Below are 25,279 nucleotides of genomic sequence, written 5' to 3'. Positions count from 1 at the left end.
TCTCTATGAAAGTAAAAAGGCTGCGACTAAATCTCGTCGCAACCTTTCCTTAATTTTATTTTTCTGTAATCCCAAGACCATTGGCTTTTGGTAAGGTAATTAACTCTCCCACCGTTTTAATGCCGCCTGCCATTGGATTTTCTGAAAACATCATTGACGCATCTAAATCAACGTATTTAATATTTGATTTTGCAGCCGCCAAATGTGCAGCTGCGGTGACGGAAACGACAGATTCAATCATGCTGCCCACCATGCATGAAATACCTGCTGCCTCAGCTAAGGTGTTAATTTTCAGCGCATTATCAATTCCGCCCGCCTTCATGAGTTTCAGATTGATAAGATCACACCCACCCATATGAATGAGGCGATCGGCATCCGCAACGGAAAAAATACTCTCATCAGCAAGGATTGGTGTATTTACGCGTTGCGTCACGTATGCCATTCCCTCAAAATCTGATGCCGCCACTGGCTGTTCCACCAATTCGACAGCTAACTTCTCCGCTTCCATTGCTTGAATGGCAGTTACGGCCTGCTTAGGGTGCCAACCCTGATTGGCATCTAAGCGAATTTTGATTTCTGGTCCAACTGCCTCTCTGAGCTCACGAACTTTTTGTAGATCATGCTGTTCAGAATCACTTCCAACCTTCACCTTCAGTGTATGAAAGCTCTGTGAAATTAGCCGTTTTGCGTGCGAAATCATTTCGGTTGAAGTGCCCACACTCACCGTATAATCCGTTACCACTTGCTGACGAAATCCACCCAATACCTCAGATAATGGTGCCTGATACTGTTTTGCAAGTAAGTCATTAATTGCAATATTCAGAGCAGCCTTGGGACTCGAATTATGAACAGCCGCCGTATCAATTAATTGCTTAATCGCCTCACTATTAGACAAGCTCATGCCTATCAATTTTGGTCCAATTAAGTCATCAATTATATAGTGAATACTTGCCTTACTATCACCCGTTATGACTGGTGTTGGTGCCGCTTCACCATACCCGACCTCGCCATTACTCAAATAAATAGCCACTAGAACAGTTTCAGCAGTGGTAACGGTTCGTAACGCCGTCTTAAATGGTTCCTTAAGTGGAATCGCAACGTCTCGCGAGACGATTCTTTCTATTGTTGGTTCCAATTGCTAGTCCCCCTATTTATCGATATAAGCTGACTTATAATCGTAGTTTGCACCAGCTGTGTTATAAACGATACCCTTGACGTAAGGACGTACCAGCCAGGCTTCACCAGATTGGTAAAGTGGCGTAATACCCTGCTCCTTCAGCAAAATGTTTTGGGCTTTCACCATGTCGTTCCAACGCTTAGTTGCGTCATTGGCATCGGCATTGTTGGAAGCATCAATTAGTTTGTCATAAGTCTTATTTGACCATTGAGCGTTGTTGCTACCATTTCCACTAGTCGTAATATTCAAGAATGTGATTGGATCAGAGAAGTCGGCAAACCAGTTACATACAGACGCCTCAAAATCATGATCAGCTTGTCTTGAAAGAAGCGTTCGGCCTGGAATGTTGCTCAATGAAACCTTTAGGTGTGGTAGTTGTTGTAACTCACTTTGAAGGTATTGGCTCAATTGTTGCATATCGTAGCCATCCGAGTTTAACAATGTGAAACTAACTTCCGTTTGCCCTGATTCCTTCAAGCCTTCGTTCCAAAGCTTTTTCGCCTGAGCCACGTTGTGCTTCATGGCTGCTGGCACTTCTATATCCTTCGTGAAATCAGTGCCGTCAGCTGGTGATTTGGCTAGTCCTTGCGAAACGAAACTCTTAGGATTAACTGCTCCGCCACCAACAACCTTTGAAACAAGCTCATCACGGTCAATAATCATTGACATTGCTTGACGCATTTTTTCGTTCTTAAACATCTTGTTCTTTTGGTTAAATGCAATGTAGTACGATGATGATTGACGACGATTGACTAGGTTTTTATCGTTCTTCATTTGTTTTGCTTGAGTCGTCGATAGCTGATCCATATCCAACTTCTTTTGGTTATAAAGATTCAAACCAGTTGACTGCTCTTTAATGACTTGAACGTTAATTTGTTGCATCTTAACGTCTGACTTATCCCAGTATGATTTGTTACGCTTCAAAGTATACTTCATGCTGGAACCATTCCAGTTCGTCAACGTAAATGGACCGTTGTAGACTTGTGTCTTAGCTGTTGTCCCATACTTGCTACCATACTTGTTTACAACTTTCTCGTTTTGTGGGAAGAAGACTGGGAAGCCCATCAATAATTTGAAATATGGAATCCGCTTTTCTAGCGTCACGGTTAGCTTATACTTACCATCCGCTTTGATACCAAGTGAACTCACTGGCTTTTTCTTATTCACAATTGAATCTGCATTTTTAATTCCGGAAAAGAGATACGTATATTGTGAAGCTGTTTTAGGGTTGACCGTGCGTTGCCATGAATAAACGAAATCTTGTGCCGTAACAGGGTCCCCATTACTCCATTTGGCATTCTTACGAAGATTAAACGTATAAGTTAGTCCATCCTTCGATACGCTATTCGTTTTAGCAATACCGGGTTCAACCTTACTATTTGCCCCCAAACGAACAAGACCTTCACCAACATTATTCAACGTATTAAAAGTTGCTAACGCGGTTGATTTAGATAAGTCAACACTCGTTAGTTGATCACTCGATGATGTTGAAAATTCTTGCTTAGATGCGCCAGTACTTGAATTGCCACAAGCAGCTAAGATCAGTGGAACAACTGCTAACCCTATGCCCACCGTAATTCGCTTCGATAAATGCATGCTTCCCACTCCTTAATTGTTAATACAGATTTTTGATTTACTATTACTAACTTAACACAAAATTTAATGAAAATATATTCACTTATTCATTTATACTTAATCATTACTTAATCATAAATTTTACTTTATATTTAATAGATATATTCAAAAATAGCTTTATTTTATTAAGAAAAATCGTTCAAAACTGCTTATTCATATGATATTATTTAATAAAATTAAGTTAGGCGGCTGTATAATGGACAAAACGGATATCATAATTATTAGTGAATTACAAAAAAATGCACGAGTTTCGTTAAAGGAGCTGGCTGAAAAATGTTTCATCACCTCACCAGCAATTGCTGCCCGCATCAATCGTCTGGAAACCAATGGCATTATCAAAAGTTACCAAGCTGTGGTGGATTTACCTAAATTAAATTACAACGTTAAGGCCTTTATTCGTTTACAACTAGATCCAACGCTTGAACCGCAGTTTTATCAGTTTGTCCGTGAATCCAAACACGTTCTGCAGTGCGACTGCGTTACTGGTGACTATTCTCAACTTATCCAGGTCGCCTTTGAAAATACCGGGGCGCTCGATCAGTTTGTCAATCAGGTTTCCCAATTCGGAAAAACAAGTACTCAGATTGTATTTACAACCAGCATAGATAATCGAGGCCCTCAACTGTCTCAAGGCGAATAAAAAAGCAAATTCTCAGTTTGAGAATTTGCTTTTTTGCTTACAGAATGACAATTGCCATTTTCCGCGCATTATAAATTTGTTCAAACTGATCTCGCTTCAACCAATACTGCCCATCAATCGGATCACTGACATGAACCTGACTATCATTCACACCATCCAAAATGACCGCATGATTATTGACTGGCGCCTCACCAAATTTGTAGGCTTTCCACACCGGTTTCTCGAAATGCACAGTCACATATGCCAAGACAGGATTGCCATGGTTGACCTCATTGTAGAGCCAATTCACATTCGCTCCCGTTAAATCCCTGACTGAACCATAACGACGTGACCAACGCTTTAACGGTACGGTGAAAATAGCCTCGAAATTTCCTGGCTCCGTTCGAAACGGTGATCCGCCAAACCCATGATAGGGATTGGCATCTTCAGCAATTGGCATTTGCTTCAAAAATTCCAAGTAAGAAAGATTTGTCAGTTTGCCTTTGTACCAGAAACCTTCTAGGAGACTAGCCGCTTCACAACCATTTTCAGCACCAAACGCTATTTGGTCAATATTGGGAACCCCCAAGAATTGCTTTTCAGTCATTTAAATTAACCCCAATTCCTGTTGAACTTTCGTAATCAACTCATGATTAATCGTTTCATCCTGACTCATTTTTTCTAAAATTGCAGGTAAGCTCATTCTTAATTTTCCCTTACGATCAACCACGGATTCAGCATGAACTAGTGAACTCCGAACCGATTCATCCACGCTACCGACTACGGATCGGAAAAATTGATCAATTTTATCGTCGTTATAACGAATCACCGATTCTAGATTATTTTGGGGATAGTGTGCCACCCGGTTGGCGGTTGAAAAAGCGACAACAATTTCGCCACTACCATGACCAATGAAGGAACCGGTTCTCGTAATTCCAACACTTGCTCGCTTCGCCAACCGTTTTAACTGTCTAGCGTCCAACGGAGCATCTGTTGCAACAATTGTGATAATTGAACCGTGTTCCTCTTTCTTTTCGGCTTGTTTTAAATAATCAAAAATTAACTGACCGATAGATTCGCCCGCGATGACCAGATCACGGAGAAAACCGAAATTACTCATGACCAGCGTGCCAATCGTAAACTGTTGTTGATCCACATCCACTAGTCGAGAAGAAGAGCCAATGCCCCCCTTCAAGTCATAGCACATCATACCCCGTCCGGCACCGACAGCGCCTTCTTCAAATTGAGTAGCACTATTTTCAAGTGCCATTGTCACGTCAGTTTCCTGAATGGCCATTTTGCGAATATCTGACACATCCCCGTCATTACACTCCAAAATAACCGGGTTAACCGTACTAGTCGTATCGCCAATATCTGAATTTTGTGCCAGCATCGCTTTAGTTAAAGCATTCAGTGCTGTCCCCACCCCAAACGTGTTCGTTAACACTAGTGGCGTTTCAAGCGTTCCCAGTTCCTCAATCTGAACAAGGCCCGCACTTTTCCCAAAACCATTGATGACATGAGTTGCCGCCGGTAATTTTTGTAAAAAGACATTGTCCGTTTGTGGCAAAATTGCCGTGACACCAGTATGGACATTTCCATCATCAATAGTCGTATGACCAACCTGAACACCCGGTACATCCGTAATCAAATTAAACCGACCCGTTCGACCAGTTGAGACATCATTTGATTGTCTATTTTTTAAACCCATCATCGCACCCCAATTCTTTTTCTAAAAATAGCATTGGTAGCCAAAATGGTCAACTATACAAAAAAAGTCAGGCCTCCGCCTGACTTCCTTCTTAGTTCAATAAACTCTGATCTGCATTTCCTAAAAATAACTTGTTGACCGCTGTAGCAGCGATGAGATTTTTGCTAAGTAACACAATTGTGTCATGTCCAGCTAGGGTTCCAACTATATTTGACAGCTGCAAGTCATCAACAATTGCCGCTAACATATTCGCATAACTCGGCAAGGTATGAATAATATTGATAAATTGAATTTGCTCAACCTTAACCACCGTATCGTGAATAGCATCAAAGAGGCGTTGCTGGTCTAAATCGTTCACTTTAGCGAAACGAACAAACCGCACTTTTCCCATTTCATTAGGCTGCTTCACAATTTGCATCTCACGAATATCCCGAGAAATCGTTGCTGGCGTAGCCGAAATTTGGTTTTCTTTAAGCTTTTCCATCAACTCATCTTGAGTTGCAATCTCAAACTGGTTGATCAGTTGTTCAATTTTCGACTGTCTAATGGCTTTGTTCATAACGAATTCCTCGCAGACTGCTCAATGCGTTAGTTTAAAACATATCACTAAATGTGCCCCATTCGAGACCAGTTACACCATTCACACCAAGGTGGAAGATTTCAAAAATGGTCAATAGTGCTAACAAAGCAACTAGAATGGCCACAACCATTTCAGTGGGACCAAATACTTTTTCAGCTTTATTGTCTCGCTTTTGAAGCAACCAGTATACTGGAATGCCTGCTGCAAACAGCAATGACATTAATAAGATGTAACCCAGGTTGGCAGCATAGAGCAACCAAACGGCATAAATACTAGAGATGACACCGACCCAAATATTGCCAGTTCTGCCAGCAACCGAGGCATCTTCTTGTAACGAATACTTTAACTGATAGAAAGCCGAAAAGGCGTATGGAATCAAAATTGCAGCACTCGCAATTGAGTAGAAGAAGTGATAAGCCTGTGCAGTAATCAAGTATGAGAACATGAATAATTCCACACAGATATTCGTAAACCAAAGTGAATTAACCGGCGCACCATTTTTATTTTCTTTAGCGAAAATCTTAGGGAACGTCCCTTCTTTGGCAGCTTCATATGGTAATTGACCGGCAAACATGGTCCATGATAACCAGGCACCAATAACTGAAATAATCAGTCCAGCATTGACTAATACGGCACCCCATTTACCAACCACACTTTGAAGTAACGCAGCCATGGCAGGTTGGCTCAATTCAGCTAATCCTGCTCTTCTCATAACACCCAATGACAGTAGGGTGATCAAAGCGTAAATCAAAATCACTGTAATGATTCCAAGGACGGTCGCTCTACCAACATCTTTCCGACGACGTGCACGTCCTGAGAAGACAACGGCACCTTCAATACCAATGAATACCCAAACAGTTACTAACATCGTGTTTCTAACTTGACTCATGACGTTACTGAATTGGAAATCACCTGATGGCGTGTACCAGAAACCACTAGTGAACACACCGAGGCGAAAGGCAATAATCATCGTGACTAAGAAAATGAAAATTGGAATTAACTTGGCAATCGTGATGATTGTGTTCACGAATGAGGCTGATTCAACCCCACGTAAAATCATAAAGTGACAGGCCCATAAAATAACTGAAGCAGCCAAAATGGACCAAATATTTTGACCATCTTTGAAGACTGGGAAGAAGTACGCTACCGCACTCATCATCAGAGTTGCATATCCAACGTTCCCTAACCATGCAGATAGCCAATAACCCCATGCGGAGTTAAAGCCCATGTATTTACCAAACCCAGCTTCTGCATAACTGTAGACCCCAGCTTCCAGATCTGGTCGTTTCATCGTTAAATTTTGGAATGTTTTGGCTAGCATCAGCATCCCGATACCAGTAATAACCCAACCAATAATAATTGCTCCGGCACCCGCACCGGCTGCCATATCGTGCATTAAGTTGAAGACTCCACCACCAATGATGGATCCAACAACTAATGCAATTAACTCAAGTAAACTTAATTTTCCCTTTCCAGATTCTTCCATTGTTAACACACTTCCTTATCCGTCGTATTATTAAGCAAGAGTCTCCCCGAAAAATGTGAAATTTTTATGCTGATAACTAATTAAACCATCTGAAATCAATTTTTGAACGGCTCGACTCGCAGTTTCTCTAGTCGTCCCACTCACTCGCGCTAATTCAATTAACGTAATCGGATACGGCACATAAGTTTCGCCATTGGCTTTAGGCTCACCTAACTGTTCACTAAAAATCTCTAATGCTTGCTCAACGCGTTTAGTTGCGCTAGAGATAACCATCCGTTGTAACTGGTCTTCATTTCGATTGATGATTTGACCCATTTCTTGAATGACCCGTTTGGTTGCCAATTGATTCTCCTGAATCACAGCTTCAAACTTGCTCATCGGAAACGAAATGATTTCAATGCTCGTCATAGCCTCTGCCGAATAGGCGTACTCCTCATCCTGGAATAAGCCACGATAAGGGAAGCCCTTCTTTTCTTTAATGTAACTAAGAAAGCCAAAGTTACCTGTATCATCTAGTCGTTCAGTTCTAACTAATCCCGAGATCATAAAGTAATAGCGATCCCGCATATCACCTTGATCGAATAGGATTTGCCCCTTTGCAAACGTTTTAACTTGCATCTGGTCAGTCAGATAATCGAATTGATCGTCCGTAAAATCCTTAAATTCCGCGACTCTTCTTAACCAAGCCTTGTACCGGGGATATTCATCTTTGCTTATCATGAGTTAACTCCTCCCATAAGGTTCAAGAAAAGTATAACCCAAAACGTTTTTGTTTTGCTAAACTATCGTGTGATGATTGTTCCGGAACCATTTTCAAGGAATTCGCCCACATTTTCCAAAGAGGTCACAACTGCTTTTCCGCCGTTACTATTCTTAACAAAATCAATTGCAGCTTGGACCTTTGGCAACATGCTACCCTTAGCAAATTGATCTTCTTTAATGTAGGTTTCCAGTTCGCTAACCGTCACGTTTTCCAGCTTCTTTTGATCCGGCTTATTGAAGTTAACATAAATGTTATCCACAGCAGTTAAAATAATCAAAAGGTCAGCATCGACGAGTTCGGCTAATTTTTCTGAAGCAAAGTCCTTATCAATAACGGCTTCGCGACCAACTAATCGATTGCCTTCTTTAACAACTGGTACGCCACCGCCACCAACTGAGATTGGCACAATACCGGCATCCACCAAGGCATTAACCACCCGGTATTCCTTAACGCCCGTTGGAATTGGTGATGGCACAACGCGACGGTAACCACGACCCGCATCTTCAACAAAGGTTTGATCAGGATTTTCTTGCCTCTTTTGATCAGCTTCTTCTTTTGAATAGAATGGCCCAATTGGTTTCGTTGGGTTCGTAAATGCCTTATCGTTAGCGTCTACTTCCACCTGTGTCACAACGGTTGCAACATCAACGTCCAAGTTAGATTCTGCTAGAACCTCACCCATGGCGTTTTGCATCCAATAACCAATGCTTCCTTGGGTCATTGAAACAGCCGTATCAAGTGGCATTGCTGGGTTCTTTTCGGTGCTACCCGCAGCTTGCTGAAGGAGCAGGTTTCCAACTTGAGGACCATTTCCGTGAGAGACGATTAACTTATCGCCCTGCTTAACAAATTGAACCAAGTACTTTGCTGTATCTCTTAATGCTTGTTGTTGTGCCGCTGCTGAGGCGTCCTTTGATAAAATGGCGTTACCACCTAATGCGACCACGACTTTTCTTCCTGACATATCGATTCCACCTTTACTTTTTCTATTAAAAACGAGCACATAGTTCGTCACTACATGCTCGTTGTAAATTTGATTAAACTCGTGGGATAAAGAGATTCCCTAGAGTTGCAGCCATCATTGCTTTGATAGAATGCATTCTGTTTTCAGCTTCTTCAAATTGACGAGCATACTTGCTATTGAACACTTCATCCGTAACTTCCATTTCTGAAAGACCGTACTTCTCTTTGATGTCTTCACCAACTTGAGTATCGGTATTATGGAAGGCTGGCAAACAGTGCATGAAGATTAATTGATCATCTGGTGTACCAGTTGCCTTCATCGCAGCCATATTTACTTGATAAGGCTTCAATTCTTTGATTCGTTCTTCCCAATTGTTTTCACCCATTGATACCCAGACGTCAGTGTAAACAATGTTAGAACCCTTCATACCTTCAGCAACATCATCAGTAATCAATAACTTTGCGCCAGACTTCTTAGCAAATTCTTTGGCAATATTTTGCGTTTCGTCTGTTGGGAACAAGTGCTTTGGTGAAACGATGTGTACGTTCACACCCAAAATGGCACCTGTTACTAGGAGTGAGTTGGCAACGTTGTTACGTCCATCACCCATAAATGTTAATGTCAGACCCTTCAAGTGACCAAAGTTTTCTTTGACCGTCATGAAATCGGCTAACATTTGAGTTGGATGCCATTCGTCAGTCAAACCGTTCCAAACTGGCACACCGCTGTCGCGAGCTAAAATTTCAGCATCGCTTTGTTTAAATCCACGGAATTCGATCCCATCGTACATGCTACCAAGCACTTTGGCAGTATCTGATGTGGTTTCCTTCTTACCCAAGTGAATATCACTTGGTCCAAGGAAGTCTGGGTGAGCACCCAAATCAACTGAAGCCGTCACAAATGACGCACGGGTTCTAGTTGAAGATTTTTCGAAGAGTAAGGCAATATTTTTGCCTTCCAAGTATCTGTGAGGAATATGGTTCTTCTTTAAATCCTTTAAATGTAAACCAAAATCAACTAGGAATTCCAATTCTTCCGCAGTAAAATCCTTTTCGGCAAGAACACTACGTCCTTGGAATACGCTTTGTTTAAAGTCTGACATAATCATAACCCCTATCTTTTATTTTAAATTTATTAAAGATCTTCACGAACCAATGGCATACTCATGCAACGTGGGCCACCCCGACCTCTTGATAATTCACTTGAGAGAACGTCAATCACCTTAAGGCCATGTTTTCTGAGTAATTCATTTGAAACATAGTTACGGTTATATGTTACAACAACGCCTGGGGCAATGGCCAATGTGTTTGAACCATCATTCCATTGTTCACGACCTGCGATAATTGGATCACCAGCACCGGTTGGAATTAAGTCAAGATCATCTAATCCAAGCGCATCCTTAAGAACTTGCTTCAAATCAGTTCTGTGATCGAGACTCAACTCGCCATTCTTACCTGGTGTGATTGTCCAAGTATCAATGTGACCACCTTCACCAAGAATACCTGGGTGAACCGTGAATTGATCCGTGTTGATCATGGTAAACACAGTATCCAAATGCATCATGGCGTGGTTATGAGGAATGCTAATGGCAATCACTTTGTCAAAGTTACTGTCCTTGAAGAGGTTTCTGGCAATATCTTCAATTGCATTTGCGGAAGTCCGTTGTGAAACTCCAATTGCGAGAACGTGGTCACTGAGGACAAGTTCATCGCCACCTTCGATTCGAGTGTCATGGTTCCGATCACGCCAAACGTTCAAACCTTGGTTAGCAAAACGTGGGTGATATTTAATGATTGTTTCCATAAATAGTGATTCTCTTTGACGAGCAGCAAATGTCATGTGGTTGATGCTTAAGCCATCACCAATTGAGGCTGCTGGATCACGTGTAAAGTAAAGGTTAGGCATTGGATCCATAAAGAATGGATAGCTTTCTTCTTCAGCGGCACTCACAAGATCACTTGGAATGAAGTCAAGTTCGTTCTTACGAACCCCACCCATAATCTTGTTAACCATATCTTGAGTGCTCATGCTCAAGAGATATTCGCTCAGAGCATCATGGGTAGCACCCATTGCGTAACCGCTTTCAGTTAACATCTGTTCTAGGAAGGCGTGTTTTACTTCTTCCCCACCAGCATCAATTGCTTCTGCTGATAATTTTTCGAGATAGAGAACTTCTGTCCCGTTTTGACGGAGTGTTTCTGCAAAATTGTCATGTTCCTGCTGTGCAATTGGTAAGTATGGAATATCATCGAACAAAAGACGTTCCATCATATCAGGGGTAAAGTTTTCAACTTCCACATCTGGTCGTTTCAACATTACGGTTTTTAATTTACCAATTTCTGAATTTACATGGATTGGACTTGTCATTTAGCATTCCTCCTATTACTTCTTGATTACGTGATTAAGCATATCGTGAAATGTAACCGCTTTCTAGAAAAATTTTACATTCAAAATGAGATGGATTTCGCATTCTAATTTTCGTCTGAATAAGGCCTTATAAAATTATTCACAAATCCACAAATTCATTAATAAATTGATTAATATGCACAAATAAATGTATAAAATTAGAAAATTAAAATTAGATAAAATGTGTTGTTTTTAAGAAAAATACTTATATATCAGTGTTTTTAGCAATTTATCATTACTATCTTCACATAATATTCACATTTTACATAAATAAGTGGATATTTGTATCCTAGAAATTAAGTGTATAAAAAAAAGACAGCATGCACGCTGTCTCTGAAGTTACTTGCTAAGTTGTCTCACACTCTCGCGTTCGACTAATCGAATCGGTAACTCCCGAATTTGTGGCGGTAGTTGCCGATTATTCAATCGATTGATCAAAAGTTCAGTCGCAGCCTGTCCCATTTCAAAGGCTGGTTGATGAACCGTTGTTAATTTTGGCGTTATATATGTAGCCAAATCAATATCATCGTAGCCAATCACCGAAATATCTTCCGGAATCGTGTAGCCCTGTTCCTGCAGCCCTCGATAAATACCAATCGCAATCTCATCACTAGTCGTAAAGACCGCAGAAGGCCTCTTGGCTATCACTTGCGATACTGCGGCATAACCGCCCGCTTTACTGGCCTCTGAGTAAACGAACGCTTCATTAGAAAGAGGTTTTCCAGCTTTCTCAAATGCTTGCTTAAAGCCCCCAATTCGATGAGAAACGTTTTCTGTAGGATTTTCTGGAGCCACGATGGTCACTCGTTCGTGGTTATGCTCCAGCAAATAGTTCGCAGCCATTTTCCCTCCAGCTTCATCATCGATTCGAACACGATCACCTTCACTAACCGCATTTTGGTCAAATAATAGGTAAGGAATTCCGTTACGCTTCAAAATGGTATCCACGGCATTTCGATCAATTGTGGCACTCGCAATAATCAGGCCGTCTGCTGCTCGCTGAATCAGTTCCTCAAGATAACTTTGGAGCTGTTTCGTATCGTTCGCATCAAAAATGATTGGAACAAATTTATTCTTTTGTGCAGCATCCTGAATGCCCTTGATAAACATACTGAAGAACGCATTAGCGATATCAGGTACGAGAACCCCGATTGTTCTAGCGGATTTCATTATTAAATTACGCGCATTAAAATCTGGAACGTAGCCCAACTTTTTTTGTAATTCAGCCACTCGGTGTTTCGTTTCCTCGCTGAACCGATCCCCTTTGCCATTTAAGATTTGAGAGACGGTCGTCACTGAAACCCCTGATGCTACTGCTAAATCCTTAATGGTCACTTTTTTAGTCATACAAACCCTTCCATTCACCATTTACTGAGAAGTGTTGCTCTTAAAAAAATCGAAACGTCACCGTTTCGATTTCTCTCCTGCTATGCTTTTAGAATTCTTTCAATTTCAGCCAATTCGTCAGCAGTAAAGTCTAAGTTTTTCATAGCTTCTAAGTTGTTGAGCAAGTGGTGAGGTTTTGAGGCCCCAGTAACGATACTTGCAACTGTCTTACGCTTAAGTAGCCATGCAATACTCATTTGTGCCAACGTCTGATGACGACCTTGAGCCAATTCATTGAGTTGGTTAAGTTTCTTTACCATCTTATCATTGCCCTGTTCCATCACTTCTGTACTGCTCCAGTGAATTTGGAAGTCATCTGAAATACCATTAAGGTACTTATCAGTTAATAATCCCTCTGCAAGTGGTCCATAGGCAACTAAACCGAGATTATCTGCGTCAAGCTCATCAAGTAAGCCGTCCTTTTCAATATTACGATTAAGCATGTTGTAAGAGACTTGGTTCACAACGAATGGTGTATGCAAGTCCTTGAAAATTTTCGCAATTTCATGCGTTTGTTCACTCGTATAGTTTGAAATACCCACATACAGCGCCTTGCCATCGCGAACCAACTGGTCAAGCGCCACCGCCGTTTCCTCAAGACTTGTCTCAGGATCAAATCGATGGCTATAGTAAACATCAACGTAATCAAGACCCATTCGTTTCAAGCTACCATCTAAAGCATTAATCAACGTCTTGCGTGAACTCATTTCACCATAAGGACCAGGCCACATATGGAAACCAGCCTTGGTCGTAATCACTAATTCATCACGATAAGGTTTGAGGTTCTTTTGGTACACTTCACCAAACATCCGCTCAGCTGCACCAGACTCAGGTCCGTAGTTATAAGCTAAATCGTAACTGAAGATGCCACTGTCAAATGCTTCAAGCATCACCGCTTCACTATCTTTGAAGTTTGCGTCATCCCCAAAACTATGCCACATCCCAAAAGAAATAGCTGGTAGTTGGAGACCGCTGTTACCTACTCGTCTAACCGGCATTTTACCGTCATAACGATTTTCATCCGCTTTATACAAATCTCTCACTCCTTAATCGTTGTCATAACTAAATTGTAAGAGACTTAGGCGGTCATAGTCAAGAAGTTTCGCCGTTCTAGCTGAATCCTCATTTTACGTTATCGCTTAAATTGACTGCTTTGCTAATATGACCATCTGCAGCATCTAAAAGTCGCTTTGCTTCCTCGATTGTTCCCTTTGTTTCGATGAGAACAATGGCCAATGGCACATTATTATTCGTACGAGAAAGCGCCCGTTCTGCTGCCAAAGTCGATGTTTCCGTAGCTGCTGCAATAATCCGCTTAGCCCGTTGCATGGTCTTCGCATTAGTTGGTACAACGTTAATCATCAAATTCTGGTAAACTTTCCCGGATTTAATCATAATTCCCGTAGACAACATATTTAAAATCATCTTTTGAGCAGTCCCAGCCTTCATCAAGGTTGCTCCAGTAATCACTTCTGGTCCCACAATCGGACAAAGGGTAATGGAAGAAACAGCTTCTAGCGGACTGTCCGCCACACAGGTAATCCCAATGGTTAAAGCACCAATACCTGCTGCGTATGCTAAAGCCCCATGGGTATACGGTGTTGTCCCGCTCGCTGTAATTCCAATCACAATATCCTGATCCGTTAACTTAACGTTTCTCAAGTCTTCAGCGCCTTGTTTGCTATTATCTTCGGCACCATCAATTGTTTTGGCCATAGCTTCCATACCACCAGCAACAATGCCAAAAGCTTGATCATCATCTAGGCCGTAAGTTGGTTTCAATTCCGTTGCGTCCAAAACGCCTAACCGACCAGACGTTCCGGCCCCTATGTAAATTAACCGGCCACCATTATTAAAGTTAATTACGGCTGCATCAATTGCCCGAGCAACATTTGGCAACTCCTTTTGAACTGCTCGACCGACTCGTTGATCTTCCCTATTCATAATGTCGGCCATTTCTAATGAACTCACTTCATCGATATGCGTTGAGTGCCGATTCCTTTGCTCGGTTAATAAATCTTCGAAATTCATGCGTTCCGCCTCCCATTTCGCCAATCAAAATCTATTATCATGAATATTGTATCACATAATGATAGCGCTTTCACTACCCGTAATTAATTCCGAACTTTTTGCAGGTAAGTTTCACAAAGTCGATCCGAGCACGTAAGTTAGCGGCCTAAATTCCTGAAAAAAATTACAAACGCTTAAATTGATCAGCATTTTCAAATAATTTCCCAATCCGTAATAGTTTCATTTCATCGCCCTTTTTGGCTAAAAACTGAATGCCTAATGGTAAACCATCTTGAGTCACATGGGTTGGTAAACTAATTGCCGGCTGTCCCGTTAAATTGGCCTGTTGCGTGAACGGTGATCTTGTCAGTGCAGGAAGCCATTGATCATAAATCAATTGTTGCTGTGCTGACGGAGAAAACGACTCAATGATTGCCAACTTTTGTTGATTTTCAGGTGAAATTAAAGGATCACCCACTTTTGGAGCGGGCCAGGCTGTCGTGGGTGTCAGGTACAAATCAAAGTCATCTAAAAATTGATCCATGACGTAACCCGCAGCATCCCATTTGCTCAGGGCATGACTGTAGTCAGCTGCACTAATATGTTTCCCCGTTTCGGACAACGCCCATGTTAACGGTTCAACTTCATCCTTTTTAATTGGTCGCTGAAACCCAATCGCCAGGTCTTCCATCATGGCTGCTGTCTCACCAGCATTCATTTGATAATAGGTCTCCATCAAATCAACGCCATTCACATCTGGCGATGCTTCTTCAACTTCATGACCTTGTTCTTCTAAAAAATGAACTGCTTGGTGAACTGCTTGCTTTGCTTCGTCGGAAACTGGCGTCCCAACAGGTGAAACATCGCTAAAGGCAATTTTTAACTTCGGTAATGGTTTTGCCAGTCCAGCCAAGAAACCGGATTTAAACGGTGGCACTTGGAAAACAGCTGCTGTCTGGAACGTTTGTAAACTATCCAATAAAGCAGCAGTGTCTGAAATGTTGCGAGTTAATCCAAAATCAATTGCCGCTCCCTGCCAAGAACGCCAGTCACTAGGGCCAACTGGGACACGTCCCCGGGTTGGCTTTAAACCAACTAAACCAGAAAATGAGGAAGGGATACGAATTGAGCCACCACCATCACTTCCAGCCGCAATTGGGACTAACTTAGCCGCCACGCTTGCCGCCGCACCCCCACTAGAACCTCCTGGCTGATAGTCAAGATTCCACGGATTATGCGCGTTTCCATATAATTTAGAATCAGTAATATTTTTAAACCCGAATTCAGGTACATTCGTCTGACCAATAATAATGAATCCTGCCCGTTGAAGCGCCTGCACAAAAAAGTTAGTTTGTGAGGCAACCTGTTGTCTTAACAGTCTGGATCCTGCTGTGCTGGATTCTCCAGCAAGAGACTGTCCGAGACCTTTAATAAGCAAAGGTACTCCTAAAAAAGTTTGGCCTTGATCAACAAGTGCCTCACTTTCTTGAAGCGCCTTTTCTTGACGTTGAGAAATCACAGCGTTTAACGCTTCGTTCTTTTCGTCAATCCGCTTGAAAGCATCCAGTATGAGTTCCCTACTTGATACTTCCTTTTCACGCACTAATTTTGCCATTTGTAATGCTGAAAGATCATCCATGCTTTCATCTCCAATGATTAATTAATCTAATCTTACCATGAAAGCGAATTCATTTACCGATAAAAAAGAAGCGTGTTCAAAAAACACGCTTCTTACTTAGAAACTATTTGTTAAGATCTTCTTTTTCTTGACGAATTAATTCCCCAACGCTTTTTTGGTCATAGATTCGACGAATGGTTTTACCCATTAAATTGCCAACAGACATAATGGCTAACTTATCAATTTGCTTTTCTTCAGGTAACTGAATGGAGTCAGTAATGACCACCTTTTTCAAAGGCACATCCTCTAGCTTTTGTGCAGCATCGCCACTAAAGACAGCATGCGTTGCTACCGCGTATACCTCATTGGCACCCGCTTGCTCGAGTGTTTTAGCCGAATTGGCCATCCGAACCCCAGTATCAATAATATCATCGATTAAAATAGCCCGTTTGCCCTTAACTTCACCAATGACAGCATCTGGCGAAGTGGTTGACTCACCATCATCACGGTTATCAATAATTGCAATTGGTGCGTGCAAGAATTCAGCCAACTTTCTAGCATTCGAAACCCCAGAATGGTCTGGTGAAACAACGACTACATCTTCCACGATATCATTGTCAATGAAGTACTTGGCTAATAATGGTGCCCCTTGCATGTGATCCATCGGAATATCGAAGAACCCTTGTAATTGAGCAACATGAAGGTCAAGCGTGACAACCCGACTAACCCCGTCCATCTCAAGCATTGTCGCAATTAATTTGGCTGTAATGGGTTCTCTTGAACGTGCCTTACGATCTGCTCGCGAGTAACCATAGTAAGGAATCACAACGTTAATTGAATTAGCACTCGCACGTCGAACAGCGTCAATCATAATGAGCAATTCCATTAGCATGCTATTAACTGGATCAGAAACTGACTGAATCAAGAAGACTTCGTCACCTCGAACACTTTCTTCAATGTTGATTTGAATCTCACCATCACTAAAATGCTTAACTGAAGTTTCTCCCAGTTCAACGCCAGCTGCTTTGGCAATCTTTTCTGCTAAAGGTTTATTTGAGTTAAGCGCAAATAATTTTAACGCTCCCTTTGTTTCGTTTTCCGACATGTCGTGCCTCCATTTATTTTCTAGCATGATTATCTCAACAATTACGACCTAAAGCAAGCGCCTATGCCCGTTTTGGCATAAATTGTTGTGGTGTCACATCATTCATCCCAATCATGGGGTCAATCCGACCACTTAAAACTAAATCGTTCGTTAAGCGGGTTTCATGTGGTAGTGGTGTTTCTTCTGGTACTATAGCTGCCACCGGTTGTGCTTCTTCCGGATGACTCGTCTCGTCAGTAACAGCAGGCTCAACTGGTTTACCCGTAATCACCGTCTGGATGCGTTCCTTTAATGTTGTCTTTCGATTAACTGATTCATTTTTAACACTTTGTTCAAATGAGTTTGTGTCACCCAGTAAAATCAGCATTTTTTCAGCTCGGGTCACCGCAGTGTACAGCAGATTGCGTTGCAACATTCTCGAATACTGTGGGACCATGGGTAGAATCACCATCTTAAACTCTGACCCTTGAGACTTATGAATCGAAGTCGTGTAGGCCAGCGTAATTCGAATCCAATCGTTTCGGCCGTATGTCACTTCAGTTTGATCAAACGCAATGGTAATCTGATCTGATTTGGGCTGATTTCCTTTATCACTGGCTAAATCAATTCCAACAATAATGCCAATATCACCGTTGAATACGTTATTCTCCGGGCTGTTGACTAAATGCAACACCTTATCGCCGATTCGGAAAACTTGCCCCCGAAATTCAACTTCCTTTTGCCGACTATTGGTATGGGGATTCATGATATTCTGAATCGTTTGATTTAGCCGGTCAATCCCCGCTACCCCACGGTACATGGGTGCCAACACTTGAATATCAGAGGTACTAAAGCCCTTGGCCTTGGCGCGAGTTACGATTTGGCCAATTACTGATTCCATTTGGCTTGCTGTACATGGGATAAAAGACCGATCAGGCTGATTCACTGTAAAATCATCTGGAAGGCGGCCCTCTTTAATGCTGTGTGCCAACGGGATAATGGAAGAACCATCCCCTTGACGATAAATTGTCTTTAATTCAATTTTAGTTAATTCGCCACTTTGCAATAGATCATGGAACACCTGTCCTGGTCCAACTGATGGCAACTGATCCTTATCACCCACTAGGACAACTTGCATGTGGCTGGGAATGGCCCGTAATAGTGATCTAAAGAGGAATACGTCAACCATCGACATTTCATCAACAATCAGTAAACCGCCCTCTAGTTCATTCGTATCAACGTCATTGCTGGATTCTCGACCCGTTAGTCCCAGCAGCCGATGAATCGTGCTAGCTGGCAATCCGGTGGTCTCACTCATCCGTTTGGCAGCACGGCCAGTTGGCGCAGCCAGTAAAACAGGAAACGGTTTGTCCTTATACTCGTTAATATCCAGTGACAAATCGTGTACTCGACCATAAAGGGAAACTAAACCATTAATAATGGTAGTTTTCCCAGTACCCGGTCCACCAGTCAGAAGAAAGACCCGGGAATTTATAGCCGTTTTTAAGGCTGCTTTTTGAGAATCATCGTACTCAATGCCAAGCTGTTTACCAACAACCCTAAATTGCTTCTCAATCACCGAATCCTCAACAGCTTCAACCGTTTCATCCTTTAACAAACGGTTGAGGTGTTCCGCAATTTGCCACTCGCTTTCATAAAGGTCCTTCAGGTAAATTCGGTCTTCATCCCCGACGACTTTTTTCTCCTGTGCTAAAGCCACTAACTGCTCCGCCACCGTTTGTGGATTAATCTGCATTTGCCGACTGCCCTCAAGCAATTGCAGCGTGGTCTTCATCAAAGGTTCTGCCGAGGTATAGACGTCGCCATCCTGCATCGAAAGGTCCTCAATTGTCTGCAATAGAGCAGCCCTAACTCGCTTGGGGTCGTCGGGCTTGATGCCAATTTGACTAGCCACTTGATCCGCACGCTTGAAATTAATTCCCACTATGTCTTCGACCAACTGATAAGGATTTTCTTTTAAAACATCAAGGGTTTCGCCACGATATTTTTCAAATATTTTAGCCGTCAATTGACTCCCGAAGCCATAACTATTGAGGCCAATAATAATTTGGTCCATCCCGTTATTTTCGGTCAGGTTCTCAATTAGGGTTTGTTTCACCTTATCCTTTAACCCTAATGCATCTAGGCTAGTCGGATCCTTGATAATTTTATCAATCGCTTGAAGTCCCAGATGATCCACAATTTTTTCGGCGGTTTTCTTTCCTAAACCAGGAAAATCATCTCCGGACAAATAACTGATGATTCCTGCTCTAGATGTTGGCGTTTCATTTTCGTAGTTTTCCGCCTGAAATTGGCTCCCGTACTTCGGATGAGAAACCTGCTTACCGACAAATCGATAGGTCGTTTCTTCATTAATTTCCGCAAAATTGCCGATGACGACGATCTCATCTTCGCCCCAGTCTAGGTTGGTCTCAGAGATACGTACCAGCAACACTTTATAGAAACTATCGGGACTAGAAAAGAACACAGCAGCTACGTTTCCAACCACGAATTTTTTTCCCTGATTAGCTACTGGTTGCTCATCGAATAAATTAATGGATTCTGCCACTGTGTCCCCTCCGTTTCAAGTTAATCTTCATCTTGTTGGCGTTGTGAATTGAGCAATTTTTCAATGCCTTCAAGTTTTTCTTGTTGTTTCTTAAAGTAGCCAGGATCGAGTTCCCTAGCTTTTTCAAAATAATCATCAAATGGTTCGGTCAACACCATTGCAACCAGTCCTCGATCAAAGGCCGTTTTACCATCTTTCGGATTAATTTCAAGTACTTGATCGTAGTAGCGAGCTGCCTCATCAAAATTACCCAAAGCTAATAAACTTTCGGCTACCAATCTTAGGGTATCCGTATCCTGATTGTCCTCATTCAAAGCAGTTAAAGCAAAGGCTAGTGCTTGTTTGTTATTGCCAAGTGTCACGTAACTTTGCGCTATCATTAAATACGTATCCTTGAGGAGCTTTTTCGTTTTTATTTTTTTAAATTCTGAAATGGCAGCTTCCAACTTTCCGGAAGAATAATAAACATTGCCTAATCCATAAGTTAAGGTGTCCTTTGTCTCATCATCCGCGTCTTGGAAAAGGCCAAGCGCCTTTACAAACAACTCTTCAGCCTGCTCATAGCTCTTCACTTCAATGAGCATTGCACCTAAATTATAGTAATTTTGGGCATTTTTAGGTTCAGATTCGACTTGTTTGACCAGCCCCTGTAGAATCTGCTCTGATTTTTTTTGATTAAGTTTGCGATCATAATGATTATCCAAGATGCCGCCTCCTAAATTGTACTGGTTTCATCTAATTCACTGCCTAAATATTCTGTATTATTCCAATCACTAAGGGTAAAGTGTTGTCCGCCGTCTTGTGTCTCTAAGACTGTCGTAGAAGTATTAGCTAAACCGCCACGATCTCGTAAATGAGCAATGGGTGTACCGAGAAGCGCATTAATTTCTGTGTTAAGTGCAGCACCATGGCTGACAACTAACACATTTTGAGTGGGACTGGGATAACGTTGGGCTATTAATTGGATAGCGGGCGTCATTCTTTGGATAACGTCCTCAAAGGACTCGCCACCAACAACCTCAGCCTGATACTTTTCTGGATGATTTCGAAACGCGTCAAATTCAACTGGAAAATTGGCCTTCACATCATCAAACTTTTGGCCTTCCCATTTACCCAATCCAAATTCAGCTAGCCGACTCCAGAGGCTCAGAGGTACTGGTCGGTCGAATTCAGACGCAATTCGTTCAGCTGTAATTCGAGCGCGTTTAATAGGACTCGCAAATACGTGTTCAAACTTAAACTGTTTTAGATAAGTTCCGGCTCGTTTCATATCCGTATAACTCTGCGGCAACAGCGGTGAATCGCCACCGGAACCCTGATATCTGGATTCGAGATTCCATTGCGTTTTTCCATGCCTAACAAAATAAATTTTCAACGTTATCTTCCTCACTCTACGTTTTTCGCATCTTAATTATTATGCCAGTTTGACCACTAAAATTCAAAAAAATCGCCGATAATAAAAAGCCACAACCAATTCAAAATTGGCTGCAGCTCTGCTTTAAATTTAAACGTATTGTAATTGACGACTCGTGTTATAAGCAGCATCAATAATTGCACTACCCAAACACTCCTCACCGTCATAGAAAACAACGGCTTGACCCGGCGTAATGGCTCGGACAGGTTCGTCAAATTGAACCGTTACCTTTTGACCATCATCGCTAATGTGAACCGTCACACCGCTATCCTTTTGACGATAACGGAATTTAGCTGTGATATGGAAGTCATTACCCTTATCTAGGTTATTCACCCAGTGGATATCTGAAGCTTCCAAATGAGTGGCATAAAGATGCTCGTTGTGATAACCCTTACCTACGTAAAGGACATTCTTTTCGAGATCCTTACCGATCACAAACCAAGGCTCGTTATCCTCACCGTCGCCACCAATACCTAAGCCGCGACGTTGGCCGATTGTGTAGTACATCAATCCGGCATGATCACCCTTAACCTCACCATCCACGGTCATCATCTTACCAGGTGTAGCAGGTAAGTATTGTCCGAGGAAGGACTTGAAGTTCTTCTCACCAATGAAGCAAATACCAACTGAGTCTTTCTTTTCAGCAGTTGCTAAGCCAGCATCCATTGCAATTTGGCGAACTTCAGGCTTAGTAATATCCCCAATTGGGAACATTACTCGGTCAAGCTGCTCAGTTGAAAGTTGACTCAAGAAGTAAGTCTGGTCCTTATTTTGATCAACGGCACGCATTAAGTGCATGTGGCCATTCTCGTCACGAGAAAGTTGTGCATAGTGGCCCGTTGCAACAAAATCGGCACCAAGATCAAGTGCGTAGTCTAAGAACGCCTTGAACTTAATCTCCTTGTTACAGATAACATCAGGGTTTGGGGTTCTCCCCTTCTTGTACTCATCGAGGAAATACGTGAACACGCGGTCCCAGTACTCCTTCTCAAAGTTAACAGAGTAGTATGGAATCCCAATCTTCGCTGCTACTTTAGCAACGTCCTTGTAGTCTTCTGTCGCCGTACAGACACCATTCTCATCGGTGTCGTCCCAGTTCTTCATGAAGACCCCAACGACGTCGTAGCCCTGCTCCTTAAGACGCAAAGCGACAACTGAAGAATCCACACCACCACTCATGCCGACAACGACACGAGTGTTGCTGTTGTCTTGCATTAAAATCACCATCATTCTTTTAGGTTCTGGAGAATCTACGATTTGAAGGTCGCAAAATCCAGTAAACCTTAGTTTAATCAAATCCGGCAACGATTGCAAGCCCGGTGTGCCATTTCTAACGGACTTCCAATACCTCGCGTTCTTCGAGAAGCTCAATTAAATGGCCAAACTGTTCAACCAACTTAGCATGATTTTCGTTTTTAAAAATATTGACCCGTTGAAGCCCATTAGCACTAACCGTTGAAAGCTTGAAGCTACCCAAATCTTTGGCTACCATCATTTTAAGTTTAATACTTTGTTGGTAAGGAGACTCTGGATCCAGTGAGCGTTCCAAACTGAAATTGCCCACCTTACTTTCGACAAATCCGAGATCCTTGAGGGTGTACTTTTTAACATTTTGACTCAACACGTAAGTCTTTTGATCACCTAAATCAGTTACTTCAGTTGCAAATGCCATTTTACTTTACCTCACTTCGTTTTTTTAATCGATTAACAATTGCGGTAATACTTGCAATCAGCTGATCAATTTCCTCAGCTGTGGTCCCGCGACCAAAACTAATCCGAATTGATTCTGCAATTCGGGGACTATCATCCCCATACATTGCAGTTAAAACATGTGAAGGCTCGATTGAACCAGCCGTACATGCCGACCCACCTGAAATTGCAATTCCTGCAAGATCCAAGTTCGTTTGCATTACATATGTCGAAATACCCTTAATCCAAATATTCAACACGTGTTGAAGCTCGGAACGGTCCAAGTCACCATTCACTTCAAATGCAATGTCGTTGGCCTTTAAACCTTCAACAATCTGCTGTTTGAAACCCGCGTACTTCTCTTGACGTGCGGCTTTTTCAGCACTCGTAATTTCTTCAACAGCTTTGGCAAAACCAGCAATTGCAGGTACATTTTCAGTCCCTGCTCGGCGCTTTTCCTCTTGTTCGCCACCCTTGAGTAAGCTAGGAATATTAACACCTTCACGCTTGTACAAGAAGCCAACCATCTTAGGCCCATTGATTTTATGTGCTGAAGTTGACAACATGTCAATGTGGTCCCGTTGAACGTCAATATCTAATAAGCCATAAGCTTGAACCGCGTCCGTGTGGAACCAGGCTTGGTGATCCTTTAACAGTTCACCAATTTCATGAATCGGCATCACTGAGCCAACTTCATTATTACCACTCATGATTGAAACGAGAATCGTATCATCTCGAAGCGCATTTTTTAAGTCATCCAATGAAATATGTCCAGTTGCATCAACTGGTAAATAGGTTACTTCATAGCCTAGACTTTCCAGATACAGCATGGGTTGTAGTACCGCTTGATGCTCAACTGCAGTGGTAATGAGATGCATGCCTTCCTTTTTTCTAGCAATGGCGGTTTGGATAATCGCTGTATTATCGCCTTCAGTCCCACCACTAGTGAAGACAATTTCGTCATCCGTCGCGTTAATACTTTGGGCGATAATATGCCGACTTTGTTCAAGTACCGTGTGAGATTCTCGACCGAGACCATATAGAGTTGACGCATTGCCATATACATTGCGCATTTTATCTGTCATTTCGGTCAATACTGCCTCAGACATCGGTGTCGTTGCGGCGTTATCTAAATAAATTTCTTTCACGATACTTCCTCCTGTATAGTTTAGCTTTTGGCTTCGTCAGCAAAAAGCGCTAGTAACATTTTTGCGGAACGCTTACCCGCATCAATAATGAAATCGTCAAAATTGACACCAGCGTCCTCATTTCCGACATCTGACATCGCTCTAACAACGAGGTAAGGAATGTCAAAATCATGGGCAACTTGTCCCACTGCGGCACCTTCCATTTCGCTAGAAAGGGCATCCGGGAAGTAAGACATGATTTTTGCAATAGCTTCCTTGCTGGCCACAAATTGGTCACCGGAAACGATTAAGCCTAGCTTAGTATTTAAACCAGTCTCTTTAGCTGCAGCAATCATCTTTTGTCCCCACTCTTTTGAAGCTTCAAAACGAGCTGGTTGACCAGGTAGTTGTCCGTACTCGTAGTTAAAGGCCCGTGCATCTGCATCATGGTAGGCTGTTTCAGTAGAAACGACCACATCGCCAATTTGCAGACCTTCGCCAATCCCACCAGCAGAGCCAGAATTAATGACTAAGTCGACATCAAAATTAATAATCAGAAGCGCGGTTGTAATTCCGGCTTCGACTTTTCCAATCCCTGAACGGACTAAGACAACTTCTTGTTCACTAATCGTTCCCGTGTAAAAGGTAATCTCTCTAACCTTTGTAACTGATTCATTTTCAAGTGCATCCCGAAGAGACTTAATCTCTTCATCCATCGCACAAATAACACCAAACTTCATTACATTCCCTCTAATCTACAAAAAATAAGATTAGCATCACCAAAATAATGCCAAGGACTAGGTAAAGAATTGTCCAATTCAGCTTTCGTTTTAGCTTTGCAACCTTGTGTTCCGTTAGTTCTTGTTGCGCAGATACCAGCTCTTCTGGTGCCTGTCGATGCGTTCGCGCATATTCTTTTTCAACTTGAATCCGTTTGCGATCCCGCTCCTGAAATTCACGATCTGCCTCTTCACGCTGTTGACGGTATTGTTTCCGTGTCATGCTTGATTTATCATTCGATTGCTCATTCATGAGATCACC

24 protein-coding genes are annotated in these 25,279 nt (G+C 42.2%); 1 reads left to right on the top strand and 23 read right to left on the bottom strand.

Annotation, left to right across the window (positions count from 1 at the left end; translation table 11 throughout):
• Positions 1-55 precede the first annotated feature (55 nt).
• Both LOSG293_RS01610 and LOSG293_RS01605 read right to left on the bottom strand, forming a co-directional pair.
• Positions 56-1,135 carry a dipeptide epimerase gene (locus tag LOSG293_RS01610; protein ID WP_034526239.1) on the bottom strand — a complete coding sequence of 360 codons (1,080 nt, stop codon included), beginning with the start codon at positions 1,133-1,135 and terminating at the stop codon, positions 56-58.
• Positions 1,136-1,147: 12 nt separating this feature from the next.
• Positions 1,148-2,773, bottom strand: a complete 1,626-nt coding sequence (locus LOSG293_RS01605; RefSeq protein ID WP_034526238.1) for a peptide ABC transporter substrate-binding protein — start codon at positions 2,771-2,773, stop codon at positions 1,148-1,150.
• 235 nt (positions 2,774-3,008) lie between these two features.
• Between LOSG293_RS01605 and LOSG293_RS01600 the strand changes: the two genes are divergently transcribed.
• The gene (locus LOSG293_RS01600; protein WP_034526236.1) at positions 3,009-3,452 is read left to right on the top strand and encodes an Lrp/AsnC family transcriptional regulator; all 444 of its coding nucleotides are present in this window, start codon (positions 3,009-3,011) and stop codon (positions 3,450-3,452) included.
• Positions 3,453-3,489: 37 nt separating this feature from the next.
• On the opposite strand, the gene LOSG293_RS01595 is transcribed toward LOSG293_RS01600, so the two are convergent.
• The 21 genes from LOSG293_RS01595 to LOSG293_RS01495 all read right to left on the bottom strand — a co-directional run bounded on the left by LOSG293_RS01595 (position 3,490) and on the right by LOSG293_RS01495 (position 25,270).
• Complete coding sequence (locus tag LOSG293_RS01595) at positions 3,490-4,038, bottom strand: C39 family peptidase (RefSeq protein WP_034526234.1); 549 nt, start codon at positions 4,036-4,038, stop codon at positions 3,490-3,492.
• Entirely contained in the window at positions 4,039-5,142 is a 1,104-nt protein-coding gene (locus LOSG293_RS01590; RefSeq protein ID WP_034526232.1) for a DmpA family aminopeptidase, read from the bottom strand.
• 91 nt (positions 5,143-5,233) lie between these two features.
• Positions 5,234-5,701 carry an arginine repressor gene (locus tag LOSG293_RS01585; protein WP_034526230.1) on the bottom strand — a complete coding sequence of 156 codons (468 nt, stop codon included), beginning with the start codon at positions 5,699-5,701 and terminating at the stop codon, positions 5,234-5,236.
• A gap of 34 nt (positions 5,702-5,735) precedes the next feature.
• A complete protein-coding gene (gene arcD / locus LOSG293_RS01580; RefSeq protein ID WP_034526228.1) occupies positions 5,736-7,208 on the bottom strand; it encodes an arginine-ornithine antiporter in 1,473 nt (490 codons plus the stop codon).
• Between the two features lie 30 nt (positions 7,209-7,238).
• Positions 7,239-7,928 (bottom strand): Crp/Fnr family transcriptional regulator, encoded by a 690-nt coding sequence (locus tag LOSG293_RS01575; RefSeq protein WP_034526225.1) that lies wholly within the window; start codon positions 7,926-7,928, stop codon positions 7,239-7,241.
• Positions 7,929-7,990: 62 nt separating this feature from the next.
• Positions 7,991-8,935, bottom strand: a complete 945-nt coding sequence (gene arcC, locus LOSG293_RS01570; RefSeq protein ID WP_034526222.1) for a carbamate kinase — start codon at positions 8,933-8,935, stop codon at positions 7,991-7,993.
• 73 nt (positions 8,936-9,008) lie between these two features.
• Complete coding sequence (gene argF, locus LOSG293_RS01565; protein WP_152551069.1) at positions 9,009-10,040, bottom strand: ornithine carbamoyltransferase; 1,032 nt, start codon at positions 10,038-10,040, stop codon at positions 9,009-9,011.
• Positions 10,041-10,069: 29 nt separating this feature from the next.
• Positions 10,070-11,302: an arginine deiminase gene (gene arcA / locus LOSG293_RS01560; RefSeq protein WP_034526218.1), complete on the bottom strand. Its 1,233-nt coding sequence runs from the start codon at positions 11,300-11,302 to the stop codon at positions 10,070-10,072.
• 378 nt (positions 11,303-11,680) lie between these two features.
• Positions 11,681-12,688, bottom strand: a complete 1,008-nt coding sequence (gene rbsR, locus LOSG293_RS01555; protein ID WP_034526216.1) for a ribose utilization transcriptional repressor RbsR — start codon at positions 12,686-12,688, stop codon at positions 11,681-11,683.
• An 80-nt stretch (positions 12,689-12,768) separates the two neighbouring features.
• A complete protein-coding gene (locus LOSG293_RS01550) occupies positions 12,769-13,761 on the bottom strand; it encodes an aldo/keto reductase (RefSeq protein WP_034526213.1) in 993 nt (330 codons plus the stop codon).
• Between the two features lie 88 nt (positions 13,762-13,849).
• Positions 13,850-14,758, bottom strand: coding sequence for an N-acetylmuramic acid 6-phosphate etherase (gene murQ / locus LOSG293_RS01545; protein WP_034526211.1), 909 nt, complete (start codon positions 14,756-14,758; stop codon positions 13,850-13,852).
• Between the two features lie 163 nt (positions 14,759-14,921).
• Positions 14,922-16,376: an amidase gene (locus LOSG293_RS01540; RefSeq protein ID WP_034526209.1), complete on the bottom strand. Its 1,455-nt coding sequence runs from the start codon at positions 16,374-16,376 to the stop codon at positions 14,922-14,924.
• A 103-nt stretch (positions 16,377-16,479) separates the two neighbouring features.
• A complete protein-coding gene (locus LOSG293_RS01535) occupies positions 16,480-17,460 on the bottom strand; it encodes a ribose-phosphate diphosphokinase (protein WP_034526206.1) in 981 nt (326 codons plus the stop codon).
• Positions 17,461-17,521: 61 nt separating this feature from the next.
• On the bottom strand, positions 17,522-20,008 hold the full coding sequence (gene recD2 / locus LOSG293_RS01530) for an SF1B family DNA helicase RecD2 (protein WP_034526205.1): 2,487 nt from the start codon (positions 20,006-20,008) through the stop codon (positions 17,522-17,524).
• Positions 20,009-20,028: 20 nt separating this feature from the next.
• On the bottom strand, positions 20,029-20,712 hold the full coding sequence (locus LOSG293_RS01525; protein WP_235786779.1) for a tetratricopeptide repeat protein: 684 nt from the start codon (positions 20,710-20,712) through the stop codon (positions 20,029-20,031).
• Between the two features lie 11 nt (positions 20,713-20,723).
• Complete coding sequence (locus LOSG293_RS01520; RefSeq protein WP_034526201.1) at positions 20,724-21,383, bottom strand: histidine phosphatase family protein; 660 nt, start codon at positions 21,381-21,383, stop codon at positions 20,724-20,726.
• 129 nt (positions 21,384-21,512) lie between these two features.
• Positions 21,513-22,637: a tRNA 2-thiouridine(34) synthase MnmA gene (mnmA, locus tag LOSG293_RS01515; RefSeq protein WP_034526199.1), complete on the bottom strand. Its 1,125-nt coding sequence runs from the start codon at positions 22,635-22,637 to the stop codon at positions 21,513-21,515.
• 115 nt (positions 22,638-22,752) lie between these two features.
• Entirely contained in the window at positions 22,753-23,094 is a 342-nt protein-coding gene (locus LOSG293_RS01510) for a DUF1831 domain-containing protein (protein ID WP_034526197.1), read from the bottom strand.
• 1 nt (position 23,095) lies between these two features.
• Entirely contained in the window at positions 23,096-24,259 is a 1,164-nt protein-coding gene (locus LOSG293_RS01505) for a cysteine desulfurase family protein (RefSeq protein ID WP_034526195.1), read from the bottom strand.
• 20 nt (positions 24,260-24,279) lie between these two features.
• Positions 24,280-24,978, bottom strand: coding sequence for a 5'-methylthioadenosine/adenosylhomocysteine nucleosidase (locus LOSG293_RS01500; RefSeq protein WP_034526193.1), 699 nt, complete (start codon positions 24,976-24,978; stop codon positions 24,280-24,282).
• Positions 24,979-24,988: 10 nt separating this feature from the next.
• Positions 24,989-25,270 carry a hypothetical protein gene (locus LOSG293_RS01495; protein ID WP_034526190.1) on the bottom strand — a complete coding sequence of 94 codons (282 nt, stop codon included), beginning with the start codon at positions 25,268-25,270 and terminating at the stop codon, positions 24,989-24,991.
• Positions 25,271-25,279: the final 9 nt, after the last annotated feature.

Origin of the sequence: Secundilactobacillus oryzae JCM 18671, from assembly GCF_000740055.1 — a bacterium.
Classification (GTDB): Bacteria; Bacillota; Bacilli; order Lactobacillales; family Lactobacillaceae; genus Secundilactobacillus; species Secundilactobacillus oryzae.
This window is presented reverse-complemented; position numbering and strand designations above follow the sequence as displayed.

Excerpts from the sequence above, each read along its gene's own strand:
- LOSG293_RS01510 (WP_034526197.1), bottom strand. The coding sequence starts at position 23,094 with ATGGCATTTGCAACTGAAGTAACTGATTTAGGTGATCAAAAGACTTAC.
- LOSG293_RS01600 (WP_034526236.1), top strand. The coding sequence starts at position 3,009 with ATGGACAAAACGGATATCATAATTATTAGTGAATTACAAAAAAATGCA.
- LOSG293_RS01595 (WP_034526234.1), bottom strand. The coding sequence starts at position 4,038 with ATGACTGAAAAGCAATTCTTGGGGGTTCCCAATATTGACCAAATAGCG.
- murQ (WP_034526211.1), bottom strand. The coding sequence starts at position 14,758 with ATGAATTTCGAAGATTTATTAACCGAGCAAAGGAATCGGCACTCAACG.
- LOSG293_RS01590 (WP_034526232.1), bottom strand. The coding sequence starts at position 5,142 with ATGGGTTTAAAAAATAGACAATCAAATGATGTCTCAACTGGTCGAACG.
- LOSG293_RS01540 (WP_034526209.1), bottom strand. The coding sequence starts at position 16,376 with ATGGATGATCTTTCAGCATTACAAATGGCAAAATTAGTGCGTGAAAAG.
- LOSG293_RS01575 (WP_034526225.1), bottom strand. The coding sequence starts at position 7,928 with ATGATAAGCAAAGATGAATATCCCCGGTACAAGGCTTGGTTAAGAAGA.
- rbsR (WP_034526216.1), bottom strand. The coding sequence starts at position 12,688 with ATGACTAAAAAAGTGACCATTAAGGATTTAGCAGTAGCATCAGGGGTT.
- mnmA (WP_034526199.1), bottom strand. The coding sequence starts at position 22,637 with ATGCAAGACAACAGCAACACTCGTGTCGTTGTCGGCATGAGTGGTGGT.
- LOSG293_RS01535 (WP_034526206.1), bottom strand. The coding sequence starts at position 17,460 with ATGTCGGAAAACGAAACAAAGGGAGCGTTAAAATTATTTGCGCTTAAC.
- arcA (WP_034526218.1), bottom strand. The coding sequence starts at position 11,302 with ATGACAAGTCCAATCCATGTAAATTCAGAAATTGGTAAATTAAAAACC.
- LOSG293_RS01605 (WP_034526238.1), bottom strand. The coding sequence starts at position 2,773 with ATGCATTTATCGAAGCGAATTACGGTGGGCATAGGGTTAGCAGTTGTT.
- arcD (WP_034526228.1), bottom strand. The coding sequence starts at position 7,208 with ATGGAAGAATCTGGAAAGGGAAAATTAAGTTTACTTGAGTTAATTGCA.
- LOSG293_RS01495 (WP_034526190.1), bottom strand. The coding sequence starts at position 25,270 with ATGAATGAGCAATCGAATGATAAATCAAGCATGACACGGAAACAATAC.
- arcC (WP_034526222.1), bottom strand. The coding sequence starts at position 8,935 with ATGTCAGGAAGAAAAGTCGTGGTCGCATTAGGTGGTAACGCCATTTTA.
- LOSG293_RS01585 (WP_034526230.1), bottom strand. The coding sequence starts at position 5,701 with ATGAACAAAGCCATTAGACAGTCGAAAATTGAACAACTGATCAACCAG.
- LOSG293_RS01500 (WP_034526193.1), bottom strand. The coding sequence starts at position 24,978 with ATGAAGTTTGGTGTTATTTGTGCGATGGATGAAGAGATTAAGTCTCTT.